The 14,180-nt window shown below is 66.1% G+C and carries 17 protein-coding genes; 5 read left to right on the top strand and 12 right to left on the bottom strand.

The features are described from left to right. Window positions 1–17 precede the first annotated feature (17 nt). The 12 genes from ABT392_RS12015 to ABT392_RS11960 all read right to left on the bottom strand — a co-directional run bounded on the left by ABT392_RS12015 (window position 18) and on the right by ABT392_RS11960 (window position 10,150). Complete coding sequence (locus ABT392_RS12015; RefSeq protein ID WP_395385672.1) at window positions 18–533, bottom strand: GFA family protein; 516 nt, start codon at window positions 531–533, stop codon at window positions 18–20. A gap of 8 nt (window positions 534–541) precedes the next feature. Continuing rightward, entirely contained in the window at window positions 542–1,045 is a 504-nt protein-coding gene (locus ABT392_RS12010) for a DUF1993 family protein (RefSeq protein WP_395386829.1), read from the bottom strand. 129 nt (window positions 1,046–1,174) lie between these two features. Next, window positions 1,175–1,912, bottom strand: a complete 738-nt coding sequence (locus tag ABT392_RS12005) for a substrate-binding periplasmic protein (RefSeq protein WP_395385673.1) — start codon at window positions 1,910–1,912, stop codon at window positions 1,175–1,177. A 1-nt stretch (window position 1,913) separates the two neighbouring features. Next, entirely contained in the window at window positions 1,914–2,927 is a 1,014-nt protein-coding gene (locus ABT392_RS12000) for a 2-dehydropantoate 2-reductase (RefSeq protein ID WP_395385674.1), read from the bottom strand. Then, on the bottom strand, window positions 2,924–3,946 hold the full coding sequence (locus ABT392_RS11995) for an MBL fold metallo-hydrolase (protein WP_395385675.1): 1,023 nt from the start codon (window positions 3,944–3,946) through the stop codon (window positions 2,924–2,926). The genes ABT392_RS12000 and ABT392_RS11995 overlap by 4 nt, the downstream gene beginning before the upstream one ends. Continuing rightward, window positions 3,943–4,485, bottom strand: coding sequence for an Mpo1 family 2-hydroxy fatty acid dioxygenase (locus ABT392_RS11990; RefSeq protein ID WP_395385676.1), 543 nt, complete (start codon window positions 4,483–4,485; stop codon window positions 3,943–3,945). Before ABT392_RS11990 ends, ABT392_RS11995 begins: the two co-directional genes overlap by 4 nt. Window positions 4,486–4,601: 116 nt before the next feature. Next, window positions 4,602–5,891, bottom strand: a complete 1,290-nt coding sequence (gene moeA, locus ABT392_RS11985; protein WP_395385677.1) for a molybdopterin molybdotransferase MoeA — start codon at window positions 5,889–5,891, stop codon at window positions 4,602–4,604. After that, window positions 5,888–6,418 (bottom strand): GNAT family N-acetyltransferase, encoded by a 531-nt coding sequence (locus ABT392_RS11980; RefSeq protein ID WP_395385678.1) that lies wholly within the window; start codon window positions 6,416–6,418, stop codon window positions 5,888–5,890. Before ABT392_RS11980 ends, moeA begins: the two co-directional genes overlap by 4 nt. Before the next feature lie 45 nt (window positions 6,419–6,463). Then, complete coding sequence (gene moaA, locus ABT392_RS11975) at window positions 6,464–7,567, bottom strand: GTP 3',8-cyclase MoaA (RefSeq protein WP_395385679.1); 1,104 nt, start codon at window positions 7,565–7,567, stop codon at window positions 6,464–6,466. Between the two features lie 37 nt (window positions 7,568–7,604). After that, the gene (locus ABT392_RS11970) at window positions 7,605–8,972 is read right to left on the bottom strand and encodes a M28 family metallopeptidase (protein ID WP_395385680.1); all 1,368 of its coding nucleotides are present in this window, start codon (window positions 8,970–8,972) and stop codon (window positions 7,605–7,607) included. A 152-nt stretch (window positions 8,973–9,124) separates the two neighbouring features. Further along, the gene (locus tag ABT392_RS11965) at window positions 9,125–9,514 is read right to left on the bottom strand and encodes a DUF1801 domain-containing protein (protein ID WP_395385681.1); all 390 of its coding nucleotides are present in this window, start codon (window positions 9,512–9,514) and stop codon (window positions 9,125–9,127) included. A gap of 33 nt (window positions 9,515–9,547) precedes the next feature. After that, window positions 9,548–10,150 (bottom strand): phenylacetic acid degradation protein PaaY, encoded by a 603-nt coding sequence (locus tag ABT392_RS11960; protein WP_395385682.1) that lies wholly within the window; start codon window positions 10,148–10,150, stop codon window positions 9,548–9,550. Window positions 10,151–10,277: 127 nt separating this feature from the next. Here ABT392_RS11960 and ABT392_RS11955 point away from each other — a divergent pair, with 127 nt between their 5' ends. From ABT392_RS11955 to paaB, 5 genes are read left to right on the top strand one after another with little or no spacing between them, the layout of a single operon-like run. Further along, window positions 10,278–11,090 (top strand): enoyl-CoA hydratase-related protein, encoded by an 813-nt coding sequence (locus ABT392_RS11955; protein WP_395385683.1) that lies wholly within the window; start codon window positions 10,278–10,280, stop codon window positions 11,088–11,090. Between the two features lie 2 nt (window positions 11,091–11,092). Next, window positions 11,093–11,530, top strand: a complete 438-nt coding sequence (gene paaI, locus ABT392_RS11950) for a hydroxyphenylacetyl-CoA thioesterase PaaI (RefSeq protein WP_395385684.1) — start codon at window positions 11,093–11,095, stop codon at window positions 11,528–11,530. A gap of 7 nt (window positions 11,531–11,537) precedes the next feature. Then, a complete protein-coding gene (paaK, locus tag ABT392_RS11945) occupies window positions 11,538–12,845 on the top strand; it encodes a phenylacetate--CoA ligase PaaK (protein WP_395385685.1) in 1,308 nt (435 codons plus the stop codon). Between the two features lie 36 nt (window positions 12,846–12,881). Next, entirely contained in the window at window positions 12,882–13,883 is a 1,002-nt protein-coding gene (paaA, locus tag ABT392_RS11940; protein WP_395385686.1) for a 1,2-phenylacetyl-CoA epoxidase subunit PaaA, read from the top strand. Continuing rightward, window positions 13,880–14,179, top strand: a complete 300-nt coding sequence (gene paaB / locus ABT392_RS11935; RefSeq protein ID WP_395385687.1) for a 1,2-phenylacetyl-CoA epoxidase subunit PaaB — start codon at window positions 13,880–13,882, stop codon at window positions 14,177–14,179. Before paaA ends, paaB begins: the two co-directional genes overlap by 4 nt. Window position 14,180: the final 1 nt, after the last annotated feature.

The raw sequence follows: 14,180 nt of genomic DNA, 5'->3' as shown, positions 1-14,180 counted from the left end.
CGGCGCGGCGGCGGCCTTCAAGAGCTATTTGTCCGCCGTGCCCGCTGCGCCTCCAGCTGGGGCTTCAGCAGCTCATAGCGGGCAAGACTCACGGCCGGCCAATGCTCATCGCGGCGGTAGTACCTGGGCATGACGAGCGCACCTGCCGGCAGCTGCAGCCAGGGCTGCTTGGACTGCGTGAAGATGTGGATATCGGGCGGTAGCAGGTCTGGCTGGTCCAGGGTGCCCACTCGGACAAAGGACAGCAACGGGCCCGCGCCGGCATAGTGGCTGTACAGCGCGACTTTGCACTGCGGGCAGCGAGCGATCATCTGGCCGGCGCCACTGGCCGACGGCGTACTCACCAGTTCGGGGGCCTCGCCCAGCAGCTGAAGACGGTCGCTTTCGATCATCGCGTTCAAAGCAAACGCCGAGCCACTCTCGCGCTGGCACCAGCGGCAATGACAGGCATGCACGAACAAGGGCCGCTCGGTCAGCCGGTAGCGCGTCTTACGGCAGTCGCATCCGCCTTGCCCATCGAGTGTCTCGCTCATGGTGCACCTCATTCTGGATAGGTGTGGAAGCCATCAAACTGCGGTTTTCCCAGCGGCACGCCGTGCAGGCGCAGCAGCGCGTAGGCCATGCTGCAGTGGAAGAAGAAGTTGGGCAAGGCGTACAGATGCAGGAAATCGCCGGGCGGCAGCCTCAGCAGCGCCTGGCCGGCCTGGTCTTCGATGAAGGCGGGCGGCGCGTCGAAATCGCCTGGCTTCAGGCTTGCCAGCAGTGCCTGCACATAGGCCAGGCGCTCGCGCAGGCCGGCTGGCGTGCCGGCGAAACTCCCGTAGTCGGGCACGGCGGCGCCGGTCAGCGGGAAGCACAGGCGCAGGGCGAAGTTCGAAGCGATCTCGACCTGGCCCTGCAGTGGAATCATGTCTGGTGTCAGGCGCTGGTGCAGCAGCGCGGGCAACTGCGCCGGATCGGCGCAATCAAGCCAGGCCTGCAGCGCGCCGAGATAGCGCTGGCAGACGGGCACCGAGGCTGCGTAGAGATCTTCGCGACGCTCCATCTGCACGCTAGGCCTTGTTGAACGTTGGGGTGCGGATACGGGCAAGCACGCGCTTCCCGAGGTCGACCGATTCGGCAATGTCGCGGCGCAACGTGGCGCGGCTGACCATGGGGTTGCCGAGCATGGGCATCAGGGTTTGACCGTCGAGAACGCGCCTTCGCGCGTCAGCGTCGCCACGGCCTGGCGTATCGCTGCGAACAAGGCTTCATCCATCTGTGGGTTGCAGGCGATGAAGGTCTCGATCAGACCGAACGAGAGCACGACCTTGGGCGGCGGCGCAATGGCATTGCGCAGCTCCTCGCGGGCGACGAAGCCGTTGGCGGCCCACACATCGATGCGCTGAGCCTGCAGCTTGCGCAGATTGGTCGCATCGTCGGCGACTTCCTCGACCTGCAGATTCTGCGCGCGCAGCCGCTGGGCGACCACCGAGTTGCGAATCGCGCCTATGGTCAGGTTGCGGGCGTCTTCCAGGCTGGCGAAGCGCCGCGTGTCGTCGGCACGGGCCAGCAGCACCAACTCGGCGCGCGAGATCGGACCAGCCCAGAGGAACTGCGCTTCGCGTTCCGGCGAGCGGCCCATGCCCACGGCACAGGTGCCCGGTCGTGTATTCGCGTCGAGCAGGGCGCGGGCGGTGATGGTCTGTTCGAACAGCGGCTCGCCGATGTTGGCATGTTTGGCCAGGCGGCGCAGCATGTCGATACCGCGCCCGCTGAAGACGCCGGTCGCCGGGTCGCGCACGAATACGGCTGGCGTCTCAGGCAGCAGAAACGTGATGCGGGCCGGGCCCTCCGCCGCCAGGGCCGGCCAGGCCAGCGGCAACAAGCTGAGGATGGCGAACAGGCGCTGGCCCAATCCTGTCACGGCCATTTCAGATCCCCAGCGCCTTGGGCAGCTCATCGGGGCCGTACGGCCGGCCGCGCTGCGGAAAATTCTGCACGAGCTCGCACATGCGCGCGCTCAGCGGGGCCTGTCGGCCGTTGGAGGCGGCCAGGCGCACCACCTCGCCGCACAGCGCATCGATCTCGGTGCTGCGGCCCAGCGCCAGGTCGTCCGCCATGCTGGAGCGGGCCTTGGCATCGATCTGCAGCATGCGCTTGGCCAGCCGCTTGAAGATGAAGGTCGGCAGCCGCAGCATCGCAGGCAGGCGGCGCGGTGGCAGGGCGGCCAACTGGGCAGGCTCGATGCCGGCCGCCGCCAGCACCTGCAGCGCCTCGCTCTGAAGCGCGGCAAAGCAGCGTCGGTAGCCGCGCTGCAGCAGCTGCTCGCGCAGCGGCCGGCCGGACAGCGCATTGACCGGGTTGTTCAGGTTGATCAGCAGCTTGCCCCACTGGATGGCAAGCAAGTCGGGCAACAGCTTGAAGCCCAGGCCCTGGGCCGAAAAGGCGGCCTGGAGCGGCTTCAGCAAGGGGTCGTCTTGTGCCATCAAGGCGCCGGCCGTGCCGCGATGGAAATGGCCTGGTGCGAGCTCGGCGATATTGAAGGGAACCATGCCCGGCAGGCAGCGAAGATCAGGTGCTGATGCCTGCGCTCGCTCGGCATTGCCGATGCCGTTCTGCATCGACACCACGAGGCTGCCGGCCGGCAGGGCCGCCTGCAACTCCGCTGCTGCGCTGGTGGTGGCGCCACTCTTCACGCACAGAAGCGTGACGCTGGGTGAGAGGCTGGCCGGCACTTGCTCATGCAGATGCAGGTCGACCGATTGGATCCGCTGCTCGCGGCCGTTCAGGTCTGTGAGCTTGAGGCCCTGCTCGCGCAGCGCCGCAATCACGCGCGGCCGGCCGACGAAATGCACCTCCAGGCCTGCTGCGGCCAGGCAGCCACCGAGATAGCAGCCTACCGAGCCGGCACCCATGATCAAGACCGGGCTGCTCGTCGGGCTCATGGTCTGGCCTGTGGATAGGGATTGAAGGGCTGCCACAGCGGCGCCAGTATCAGCTCACGCTGCTCGGCTTTGGCGCGCGCCTGCAAGTCGCTCAGCGTGCTGCCGAAATCGTCGATCAGGTAGGGCATGGCCAGGGGTTGCGCGGCACCGTCCGGCAGTGGCTGCCAGAAGTCGTCCCAATGGATCGGGATCACGCGACGCGCGCCGCTCAGCTGGACGGTCTCGCGCCAGTAGGCATCACGGTAGGCCTGGTCCTTCTGGCCCAGCGTGCCAACGCCGAGGAAGACCACGTCGGCCGGCCGGCCCTTCATTGCATCTGGAACGAAGCCTGCGCTGCCCTGCACGAGGATTCGCTGGCCCTCATGCTCGACCAGCAGTGACCAGACCGTGCCTTCGCGCCAGGCACTTGCAGCGGCTGGGGCGCTCAGCGGCGCTTCGATGTCCTCATGGCCATTGCCATCGCTCCACAAGGTGGGCGAATGGCGCGAGGCAATGAAGCTGAGCTTGAAACGGCCGAGCTGAAGGCTGTCGCCGGACTTCACTTCGCGCATCTGCGTGGCGTCGAGGCCGGCACCGCGGCCGAGGTTGAGCGTCGATGGCGAACCGACCAGCAGGGCGCCAGTACGACGCGCGATCAACGGCGAATCCATCGCATGGTCGTAGTGCGAATGCAGGGGCACGACCGCGGCCAGCTTCTTGATGCCCAGTGCCTTCAAGCCGGCATCGACGCGCGGCACATCGGGCGCAATCTTGCCGAGCAGGGCCGACAGCGGCGGGCGGCTGAAGAAGCCATCGGTCAGCCAGGCGGTCTCGCCGTCATCGAACAGGAGCGTGCTGACACCCGCGAACCGCACGCGCAGCTCGCCCGTCTGCGCCGGGGCGACCGGCAGCACCAGATCATTCAGGCCGGCGATCGCCGGCCGGCGCTGCATCTGGACCGCAAGGAAGAGCGCTGCCGCAATCAGCAGCAATGCCAGCAGCAGCGCGAAGCGGCGCAGCCGGGCAATCGTGCGGCTCACGTGGCTGGATGGGCCAGGTCGCGAATGTGCGTGGGGCCGACGCGGCGCTCGATCTCGCCCAGCATGCTGCGGCCCCAGCCCAGCGCGAACAGCCATTCACCGACGACGAACATCGGGCCTACGAGCAGTCCGACCAGGTCGTCCACAAAGGCCGGCTTGCGGCCTTCGTAATAGTGGCCGACGAACTGGATCACCCAACCGAGCACGAAGCAGCCGATGCCCCAGAGCAGCCAGGACGCCAGGCTGCCAGCGGCCAGCGGCGTGGCCAGAGCCATCAAGAGGCCGTTCACGGCGACGGTGGCCAGGCCCAGCGTGAACTCGCCACGTGTCAGGTACCAGAGGGCGCTCAGAGCCCACAGCACCCAGGCGCCATTGAGCGCCAGGCCGCCCAGCTCGAAGCTGGCACGCGCAAGCAGCACGCCGATGGCGAACACGATCAGCGGAATGCCTACGAAGTGAGTGGCAATGTTGCGACGGTCGCGGTGGTAGGCCGCGTACTGGGCCATCAGGTCGATGGCAGGGCGGAAGGGGCTGGCCATGACGGTCTCCTTGAATCTTGGAACTGCTGGATTTCCTATGCCGCAATGCTAGTGCAGCATCTTGGCACCAGACTGTCAAAAAGCCGACAGGCATCCCCCTGCAAACCCGGGGCCGCCTACATCAGGGCGTCAAAAGGCAACACATCGACCGCAGCGCCAGCGGCCACGTCGCCCTGGCTGTGGTTCAGCACGATCAGGCCGTTGGCCCGGCTCATGCTCGAGAGAATGCCCGAGCCCTGGTCACCCGTGGTCTCGACCTGCCAACCGCCGTCCGCGGCACGGCTGACGATGCCTCGCTGGTACTCGGTGCGCCCGGGCTTCTTGCGGATGGCGTTGACGCTGGCTGCCCGCAGGAGCGGCAGTGGCTCGGGCCGGGCGCCCGCCATTCGCAGCAAGGCCTCGCGCACCAGGGCGTAGAAGGTCACCATCACGGCCACCGGGTTGCCAGGCAGGCCGAAGAGCAATGCGGCGCTGCCATCAACGCGGCGCATCTGGCCGATGGCAGCCGGGCGCCCGGGGCGCATGGCCAGCTTCCAGAACAACACCTCGCCCATTTCGGCCATCACCTGCCTGGTGTGATCGGCGTCACCTGCGCTGACGCCGCCGGTGCTGATCAAGACATCGGCCCGAGCCGTGCCTTCGGCAAATGCCTGGCGCAGTGCTTGCGGCTCATCCTGTACCAAGCCGAGGTCGAGGACCTCGATGCAGCCCAGGCGCTGCAGGAGCGCGGTCATGGTGTAGCGGTTGCTATCGTAGATCTGGCCGGGCTGCAAAGGCTGGCCCGGTGCGCAGAGCTCATTGCCCGTGGACAGCAAGGCCACCCGGAGGCGTGGAAACACCAGGGTTTCGATCTGGCCCAGCGAGGCGATCAGGCCGATGTCGGGCGCCTTCAGGAGGCGGCCGGCGGCCAGCGCCACCTGGTCTTTGGCCAGGTCTTCGCCTGCCTTGCGTCGGTTCGCACCGGCTTTCAGGAGGTCGGCCGGAATCTGGATGCTGTGCTCACCCAGGTGCTGCGCGAGTTCCTGCGGTACCACGGTGTCCAGACCCGGCGGCATGACCGCGCCGGTCATGATGCGCTGGCAATGGCCCGCAGGCAGCTCGGCAGCAGGCAGTTCCCCGGCCAGGCTGAGGCCGGCAACGCGCAGTGTGGTGGTCAGGCCGGGCTGCATCTCGGCACCATGGAAGGCGTAGCCGTCCATGGCCGAGTTGTCGTGCGCCGGCACGTCGATGCCTGAGATCAAGTCTTCAGCGAGCACACGGCCCAGCACCGAGCGCAGCGGCAGCCGTTCGGCCTGTGAAGCGTCGGGCGCGGGCAGTGCCTGGGCGATGAAGTCGCGCGCCAGGTCGAGGTGCAGGGCTTCGGCGTCGTAGCCGGCGAGACGCGCGGCAATCTCTTGCAGGCTCATGGCGAAGCGGGCGGGGCGGTGCCTGAATCGCGCAAATGACGGCACATCAGGGCTTTTGCCACGTAGCGCCCGTCGGGCAGCTTGATCGCCTGGTCCAGCAAGCCGTAGCGCTTGAAGCCGCAACGCTCATACAGGGCCACGGCGGCGGCATTGCCGGCGCTGACGCTCAAGGTCACCTGCTCCAGCACAGGCTCGCCTTCCAGCATCTCCAGTGCCTGCTCCAGCAGCGCGCGGCCCAGGCCGATGCCTTGCAGATCGGGCGAGACCATCATGCCGACGATATGGGCGATGTGGCGTACCTTGGCACGCGGGTCGAACTCGGCACTGATCGCACCGACCATCTGCTCGCCCAGCCAGGCGGTGAGCGTGAACAGGTTGTGGCCGCCGGCTGCCAGCCCCAGGCGATTGCGATAGCTCTCGGCTGTGCGGCTGCGCTCGGTCTCGGCGTCCGATGTGAAGGCTTCCTCGAAGCGCTCCAGCATCGCGTCGCGCAGCTGCTTGTATTGCGCCAGATCTTCTTCGCGCATGACGCGCAGGCGGCACGCAAGGCGGTCAGTACCGGTCTTCAAAATCTAGCCTCCGATGTAGTGCATTTCCACCTTGCGGGCCTCGCCAGGCAGGGCCGTGCCGCTGGCGCGCAGCTGCGAATAGCGGTCGCTGCGGGCCGACCAGATCGAGGCGAGCGTGCCGGCAATGGCGTCGTCTTCGGCACCATTGCGCAGCAAGCCGCGCAGGTCATGGCCTGCATGGGCGAAGAGGCAGAGATAGAGCCGACCCTCGGTGGAGAGCCGGGCGCGGTTGCAATCGCCACAGAAGGCTTGCGTGACGCTGGAGATCAGGCCGATCTCGCCGCCGCCATCGGCATGGCCCCAGCGCTCGGCGGTCTCGCCTGGCGCGCTGGCTTGCAGCGGTTGCAGGCTGAACTCCTGCCGTAACAGGGCCAGCACCTCGCGCGAGGGCAGGACCTCGTCCATGCGCCAGCCGTTGGTAGCGCCCACGTCCATGTATTCGATGAAGCGCAGCGTGACGCCCCTGCCGTGGAAGTGCCGCGCCATGGGCAGGATCTCCTGCTCGTTGACGCCGCGCTTGACCACCATGTTCACCTTGATCGGCGAGAGACCCACGGCCTCGGCGGCGGCAATGCCTTCCAGCACCTCGGCAACCGGGAAATCCACGTCGTTCATGCGGCGGAAGATTGCGTCGTCCATCGCATCGAGGCTGACGGTGATGCGCTGCAGGCCGGCGTCCTTCAGGGCACGGGCCTTGCGGGTCAGCAGCGAGCCATTGGTCGTCAGCGTCAGGTCCAGCGCCCGACCTTCGGGTGTGCGCAGTCCGGCCAGCATTTCGATCAGCCGCTCGATGTTCTTGCGCAGCAGCGGCTCGCCGCCAGTCAGGCGGATCTTCTGCACGCCTTGCGCGACGAAGATCCTTGCGAGCCGCGTGATCTCTTCGAAGCTCAGCAATTCGCTGTGTTTCAGGAAGCTGTGGCTCTTGTCGAACACTTCCTTGGGCATGCAATAGCTGCAGCGGAAATTGCAGCGGTCGGTGACCGAGATCCGCAAGTCGTGCAGCGGCCGGCCGAGCGCATCGGCGAGCAAGCCCCTGCTGCCGGCCTGCGGTGGCGGCAGGGGCAGCGAGCGACGATGGTCGACCAGGGGAATGATGCGCTCGGACATGGGGCTCATTGTGCCCGCCCGCTGCGCGGGCGTCCGTTCAGCGTGTTGGACGGCCGCCTGGCTTCCAGGCAGGGACGTAATCTGTATTTGCCAGCCAGCGGGCCGGCTCGATCAGCGACTGGATCACTGCCGTCATGAAGGGCAGGTCCAGGTGAGCAATGTTGTCGTCGGCCTTGTGATAGGTCGGCGTGGTGGCCCAGCCCGAGACGGTGTGGGCCACGATGCCGGCCAGGGCCAGCTGATAGTTGTCGGAACGCTGGAAGAACTTGTGTTCCGGGTAGGGGTCGGCGGTAATGCTGAAGCCGCGGGCCTTCATGGTCTCGCCGAAATCCGAGCGCTCGAAGCCGGTCATCATCAGCGTCTTGGCCGGCAGCTTCGGGTCCTGCGCGCCGATCATCTCGAACTCGAGGTTGGCGATGATGTCGGTCAGCGGAATCGGCGGGTTCTTGGCGAAGTAGTCCGCGCCCAGCAGGCCGATTTCCTCGGCGCCGAAGCAGACGAAGAGGATGGAGCGCCTGGGCTTTTCGCCGGCAGCCAGCGCGCGCGCCACTTCCAGCACGGCGGTGACGCCGGAGGCGTTGTCGTTGGCACCATGCATGATGGTCACGCCATCGGCCTGCATGCCCAGGTGGTCCAGATGGGCAGAGAACAGGATGGTGCCGGCCTTGGGGTCGGTGCCTTGCAGATGACCTATCACGTTGGTCGTGATCAGCTTGTCCTGGACCACCGCTGGTGGCTCGAAGCTCAGCTCCAGGCCTGGCTTGGCTGCCAATTGGTCAAACAGGGCTTCTGGTACGACCAGCAGGGTAGGTCCTGGCTTGCCGCCAGCCGTGGGCTCGCCCATCAGGCGCGGCTGACTGCCCATCTGGGCATAGGTCTTGCGGTTGGCTTCGCTGTCGCGAATGATCAGCAATTGAACGCCCTGGCGAGCCGCTGCGGCGTACCAGCCCCGAATCGGCGCAGTGCCCTTGACGAGGACCAGCTCCTCCTTGCCCAAGTCCTTCGGATCGTCCGAGCTCGCCACGCTGAGCTTGCCGCTTGCCGGCTTGCCGCTGGAGATCAGCAGCGTCAAGCCGGCCGATTCAGCCTTGCCCCCGACATTCAGCCGGCCGGTACCCTCCAGGCGCGGCCTGGGGATCACGGCCGTCTGCAGGTAGCTGTTGTTCATGCCCGGCGCCGGCTTGATGCCGAAGCTCTCGAACTGCGAGGCGACGTAGACAGCGGCGATGGTTTCGTCGCGCGTGGCGCTCTTGCGGCCTTGCAGCGCATCGGAGGCCAGGAAGGACTCATGGGCGCTGACCCATTGCTGCTTGACGATCCAGGGCGTCTGCGCTGTCTGGGCCGTAGCGGCCAGGCTCAGCGCAGCGCAAGCGCCGACGAGGAGAGATTGGAGAGAAAAGCGCACCGTCCGTCCCTTCGATTGATGGATGTGTTCTGAAGCGGCGGATTATGGTGGCGGGCGGGGCGAGAGGCGCTTGGTCACTGTGCGAGGTGCGCTCAAACAGGCGCTCAAACAGGCGCTCATTCATTCGCTCGAACAGGCGCTCAACAAGGCACTCAACGCTGCGGCTTCTTGCCCTTCGCAGCGGCTCCAGCGGCCTCGGCCGCAAACGCCAGCTCCAGGTACTCGCGCACATTCTTCTTGAAGAGGTCGCCGAGCTTGTTCAGCTTGATGTGGCGGCGCTTGCCCTGCTCGCCTTCCAGCACGCCGTGCCTGTCGGGCAGCTCGCTGCCTCGGCTGAACTCCAGCGCGAGGTGCTTGTCGTAAGAGAAGAGGGCGCAGACCGGCGACCTGGCCGAGAACAGCAGGCCGCCGTAGCGCACCTCTTCGCGCAGCCGCGGCCCGGCGGTGTGGATCAACTCGCGGGTGCGATCGATCAGGGCGAAGCGCTCGGCATCGCCTTTGCGCAGCTCGGTCAGGAAATCATCAACGGCTTCGGGGTTCATGCCCCGATTGCACCACCGAATCGATGAGGCGATTCAGCCCTTGCGCTGCGCCAGCGTCTGGTGGGCAGAGTCCGTCTGCAGCAGCGGGCGGTCGGCCTCCAGCTCGATCAGGGGCTGGACTTCCTGCATCGTTGCGAGGCAGCGCACCGTCAGCTGTTGGTAGGTCTGCGTGCCTTCCAGCTTCCAGCGGATCTCGTCGTCGGAAAGCTCGCGCAAGACCTTGGCCGGCACACCGGCAATCAGCGAGCGCTCCGGCAGCTTGAGCTTGGCGCGCACAAAGGCGCTGGCGGCGACGATGGCGTAGGCGCCGACCTCGGCCTCGTCCATCACCACGGCATTCATGCCGACCAGGGCATCGTGCCGCACGATGCAACCATGCAGGACGGCGCCATGGCCGATATGGCCGTTGCGCTCGACGACGGTTTCCGACGCCGGGAAACCATGGATCACGCAGGTGTCCTGCACGTTGGCGCCTTCCTGCAAGACGATGCGGCCGAAGTCGCCGCGCAGGCTGGCGCAGGGGCCGACATAGCAGCCCGGGCCGACGATCACGTCGCCTATCAGCACGGCGGTGGGGTGCACGTAGGCACTCGGATGGACGACGGGGATGACTCCGTCGATGGCGTAGCAAGGCATTTCGCTTCTCCGGGTTTACCCCGGCCAATCGGGGCGGCGGCGCCCTTGCGCCAAATCAAGTGCGACCTTACGATCTACCGACCGGTCGGTCAAGAGTGTTTGATCGGCAGCAAGGAGTGATCGAACAATGTCCGAGAGTCCCGAACTGGTGATCCAGGTCAGCACGCAAGGCGCGGTACGCATCTTGACGCTGAACCGCCCGACGGCGCTGAACGCCTTCACGGCAGCCATGCTGGCGTCGACCCGCGAAGCGCTGGCTGAAGCGGCTGCCGATTCGAGCGTGCGCGCCGTGGTGATCACCGGCGCCGGCCGCGCTTTCAGTGCCGGCCAGGACCTTGGCGACCCACTCGTCAAGCCCGATCCAAGCCCCGGCGCCGCGCCCAAGGACATCGGTCATCTGCTCGACGGTTATTACATCCCGCTGGCGCTGCAATTGCGCGCGATGCCCGTGCCGACGATTGCGGCCGTCAATGGCGTGGCCGCCGGTGCCGGCGCAAATTTCGCGCTGGGCTGCGACCTCGTGATTGCTGGCGAGAGCGCCAGCTTCATCCAGGCCTTCTCCAAGATCGGCCTGATTCCGGACTGCGGCGGAACCTGGCTCCTGCCGCGCCTGGTGGGTCGTGCCAAGGCCATGCAGCTTGCCTTGCTGGGCGACAAGGTGAAGGCCGCCGAGGCCGTGTCCATCGGTCTGATCGCCCGTTGCGTACCCGATGCTGATTTGATGAGTGAGGCCATGGCCACCGCGCAAAAGCTCGCCGCCATGCCCAGCCGTGCGCTCGCCGAAACCCGCCGCCTGATTGACCAGGCCATGGACCAGGACTTCGAGGATGCCTTGCGCGTCGAGGCCATGATGCAGAGCCAGCTCGGCTTCGCGCATGACTACAGCGAGGGCGTGCAAGCCTTCATGGACAAACGCAGTCCCCAGTTCAAGGATCGCTGAGCATGCTGTCTCCTCAACAGATTGCCGAACGCGTCCGCGACGCCATGTTCGCCAACGACCGCGCCAGCAAGGGCTTGGGGATGGAGATCCTGGCCATCTCGCCCGGTGGCGCCACGCTCACGATGACGGTGCGTGACGACATGCTCAACGGCCTGGACATCTGCCATGGCGGCTTCATCACCACGCTGGCCGATTCCGCCTTTGCCTTCGCCTGCAATGCCTACAACGAGATGACCGTGGCCTCGGGCTTCGACGTCAGCATCGTGGCGCCGGGCAAGCTCGGCGACCGGCTGACTGCGGTGGCCGAAGAAGTGCAGCTGTCCGGCCGCACCGGTGTCTATGACATCACCGTGCGCAACCAGCGCGATGAATTGGTGGCCTTGTTCCGTGGTCGCTCGTACCGGCTCAAGGGCAAGCCCGTCGTCCACATCCAGGAGTGAAGTAGCAATGCCTGTGAAGAACCCATCCCCCGGCGAGCTGGAGTCCATCGAGACCGCCAGCCGCGACGAGCTGCAGGCGCTGCAACTCGAGCGCCTGCGCTGGTCGCTCACGCATGCCTACGAGAACGTGCCGCACTACAAGGCGGCGTTCGACGCAAAGGGTGTGCATCCCTCGGACCTCAAGACCCTGGCCGACATCGCCAGGTTCCCGTTCACGACCAAGAAAGACCTGCGCGACAACTATCCCTTCGGCATGTTTGCCGTGCCGCGCGCGCGCGTGTCGCGCATCCATGCCTCGTCGGGCACGACGGGCAAGCCGACGGTCGTCGGCTACACGCAGCGCGATATCGACACCTGGGCCGGCCTCGTGGCCCGCTCGATCCGCGCCGCCGGTGGCCGCGCTGGCGACATCGTCCACATCGCCTATGGCTACGGCCTCTTCACCGGCGGCCTCGGCGCGCATTACGGTGCGGAGAAGCTGGGCTGCACGGTCATCCCGATGTCGGGCGGCCAGACCGAGAAGCAGGTGCAGCTGATCCAGGACTTTAAGCCCGACATCATCATGGTCACGCCCAGCTACATGCAGGTGATCATCGAGGAGTTCGAGCGCCAGGGCCTGGACCCGCGCTCGATGTCGGTCAAGGTCGGCATCTTCGGCGCCGAGCCCTGGACCGAGGCGATGCGCCGCGAGATCGAAGGCAAGGCCGGCATCGATGCGGTGGACATCTATGGCCTGTCTGAAGTGATGGGCCCCGGCGTTGCCAGCGAATGCGTGGAAAGCAAGGACGGTCCGGTGATCTGGGAAGACCATTTCTACCCGGAGATCATCAATCCCGAGACCGGCGAGCCGGTGCCTGACGGCGAGGAGGGCGAACTCGTCTTCACCTCGCTCAGCAAGGAAGCGCTGCCCATCATCCGCTACCGCACCCGCGACCTCACGCGCCTGCTGCCGCCGACCTCGCGCAGCATGCGCCGCATGGGCAAGATCGTCGGCCGCAGCGACGACATGCTGATCATCCGCGGCGTCAACATGTTCCCGACCCAGGTCGAGGAGCTGGTGCTGGCGGAGCCGCAGCTGTCGGGCCAGTACCAGATCGTAGTGAGCCGCGAGGGCACGCTCGACGAAGTGGAAGTGCGTTGCGAGTTGCAGCCCACGGCCATGGGTTCCGACGTGGGCGCCATCGCGAAACACCTGCAGCACCGCATCAAGACCTTGATCGGCGTCAGCACCAAGGTCACGGTCGGTGCTCCAGACTCGATCGAGCGCACGCTCGTCGGCAAGGCGCGCCGCGTCATTGATCGCCGACCCAAGTAGTTCAGCAAGAAAACAAGCAAGCAAGGAGTACGCACCATGTACACCCAAGCCATGAGCGTCGGTCCACAAGACCAGGCGAGCAAGGTCCGCAGCGCGGAAGACCTGCAGCGCGAGGAAGCCTTCGAGGCCCGCATCGCAGCAGGCGACTTCATCGAAGCCAAGGACTGGATGCCCGAGCATTACCGCAAGACGCTGGTGCGCCAGATCAGCCAGCATGCGCATTCCGAATGCGTGGGCATGCTGCCCGAGGGCAACTGGATCACCCGCGCGCCGACGCTCAAGCGCAAGGCCATCCTGCTCGCCAAGGTGCAGGACGAGGCGGGCCACGGCCTCTACCTCTACTCGGCAGCCGAGACGCTGGGCACCAGCCGCGACCAGATGCTGGAAGCGCTGCACACCGGTCGCGCCAAGTACAGCTCGATCTTCAACTACCCGACGACGACCTGGGCCGACATCGGCGTGATCGGCTGGCTGGTCGATGGCGCGGCCATCATGAACCAGGTGCCGCTGTGCCGCTGCTCCTTTGCGCCCTATGCCCGGGCCATGATCCGCGTCTGCCGCGAGGAGAGCTTCCATCAGCGCCAGGGCTATGAATCCTTGCTGGTGATCATGCGTGAAGGCACACCCGAGCAAAAAGCCATGGTGCAGGACGCCGTGAACCGCTGGTGGTGGCCCTCGCTGATGATGTTCGGCCCGGCCGACAAGGACTCGCCGAACTCCGAGCAATCGATGCGCTGGGGCATCAAGCGCATTTCCAATGACGACCTGCGCCAGAAGTTCGTCGATGCCACGATCCCGCAGGCCGAAATCCTCGGTGTGACCGTGCCGGACCCCGACCTGAAGTGGAACGCCGAACGCGATTCCTACGACTTCGGTGCGATCGACTGGTCCGAGTTCTGGCGCGTTGTCAATGGCGACGGACCGATGAACCGCGAGCGTCTCGGCGCCCGCGTCAAGGCCTGGGAAGACGGCGCCTGGGTGCGCGAGGCCGCACTGGCGCATTCCCGCAAGCAAGCTACCAAGGAACAAGCAGCATGAGCACGAACGCTACTCAGAACGAATGGCCGCTGTGGGAAGTCTTTGTCCGCAACAAGGCGGGCCTGGACCACAAGCACTGCGGCAGCCTGCACGCCGCTGATTCGAAGATGGCGCTGCAGATGGCCCGCGACGTCTACACACGCCGCCAGGAAGGCACGAGCATCTGGGTCGTGCTGTCGAGCCAGATCGTGGCTTCGGACCCGGGAGAGAAGGGCATGTACTTCGATCCGATGGAAGACAAGATCTATCGCCATCCGACGTTTTACGAGCTGCCCGATGCTCTGAACCATATGTGAT

The sequence above is a fragment of the Paucibacter sp. JuS9 genome (assembly GCF_044043925.2).
GTDB lineage: Bacteria > Pseudomonadota > Gammaproteobacteria > Burkholderiales > Burkholderiaceae_C > JAUASW01.
Note: the sequence above shows the minus strand (reverse complement) of the source record. Positions and strands in the feature narration are given on the sequence as shown.

Coding starts and splice junctions, on each gene's coding strand:
- ABT392_RS11955 (WP_395385683.1), top strand. CDS start 10,278: ATGTCCGAGAGTCCCGAACTGGTGATCCAGGTCAGCACGCAAGGCGCG.
- ABT392_RS11990 (WP_395385676.1), bottom strand. CDS start 4,485: ATGGCCAGCCCCTTCCGCCCTGCCATCGACCTGATGGCCCAGTACGCG.
- ABT392_RS11960 (WP_395385682.1), bottom strand. CDS start 10,150: ATGCCTTGCTACGCCATCGACGGAGTCATCCCCGTCGTCCATCCGAGT.
- moaA (WP_395385679.1), bottom strand. CDS start 7,567: ATGTCCGAGCGCATCATTCCCCTGGTCGACCATCGTCGCTCGCTGCCC.
- paaA (WP_395385686.1), top strand. CDS start 12,882: ATGTACACCCAAGCCATGAGCGTCGGTCCACAAGACCAGGCGAGCAAG.
- ABT392_RS12015 (WP_395385672.1), bottom strand. CDS start 533: ATGAGCGAGACACTCGATGGGCAAGGCGGATGCGACTGCCGTAAGACG.
- paaI (WP_395385684.1), top strand. CDS start 11,093: ATGCTGTCTCCTCAACAGATTGCCGAACGCGTCCGCGACGCCATGTTC.
- ABT392_RS11980 (WP_395385678.1), bottom strand. CDS start 6,418: ATGCGCGAAGAAGATCTGGCGCAATACAAGCAGCTGCGCGACGCGATG.
- ABT392_RS11965 (WP_395385681.1), bottom strand. CDS start 9,514: ATGAACCCCGAAGCCGTTGATGATTTCCTGACCGAGCTGCGCAAAGGC.
- paaK (WP_395385685.1), top strand. CDS start 11,538: ATGCCTGTGAAGAACCCATCCCCCGGCGAGCTGGAGTCCATCGAGACC.
- paaB (WP_395385687.1), top strand. CDS start 13,880: ATGAGCACGAACGCTACTCAGAACGAATGGCCGCTGTGGGAAGTCTTT.
- ABT392_RS12005 (WP_395385673.1), bottom strand. CDS start 1,912: ATGGCCGTGACAGGATTGGGCCAGCGCCTGTTCGCCATCCTCAGCTTG.
- ABT392_RS12010 (WP_395386829.1), bottom strand. CDS start 1,045: ATGGAGCGTCGCGAAGATCTCTACGCAGCCTCGGTGCCCGTCTGCCAG.
- moeA (WP_395385677.1), bottom strand. CDS start 5,891: ATGAGCCTGCAAGAGATTGCCGCGCGTCTCGCCGGCTACGACGCCGAA.
- ABT392_RS12000 (WP_395385674.1), bottom strand. CDS start 2,927: ATGAGCCCGACGAGCAGCCCGGTCTTGATCATGGGTGCCGGCTCGGTA.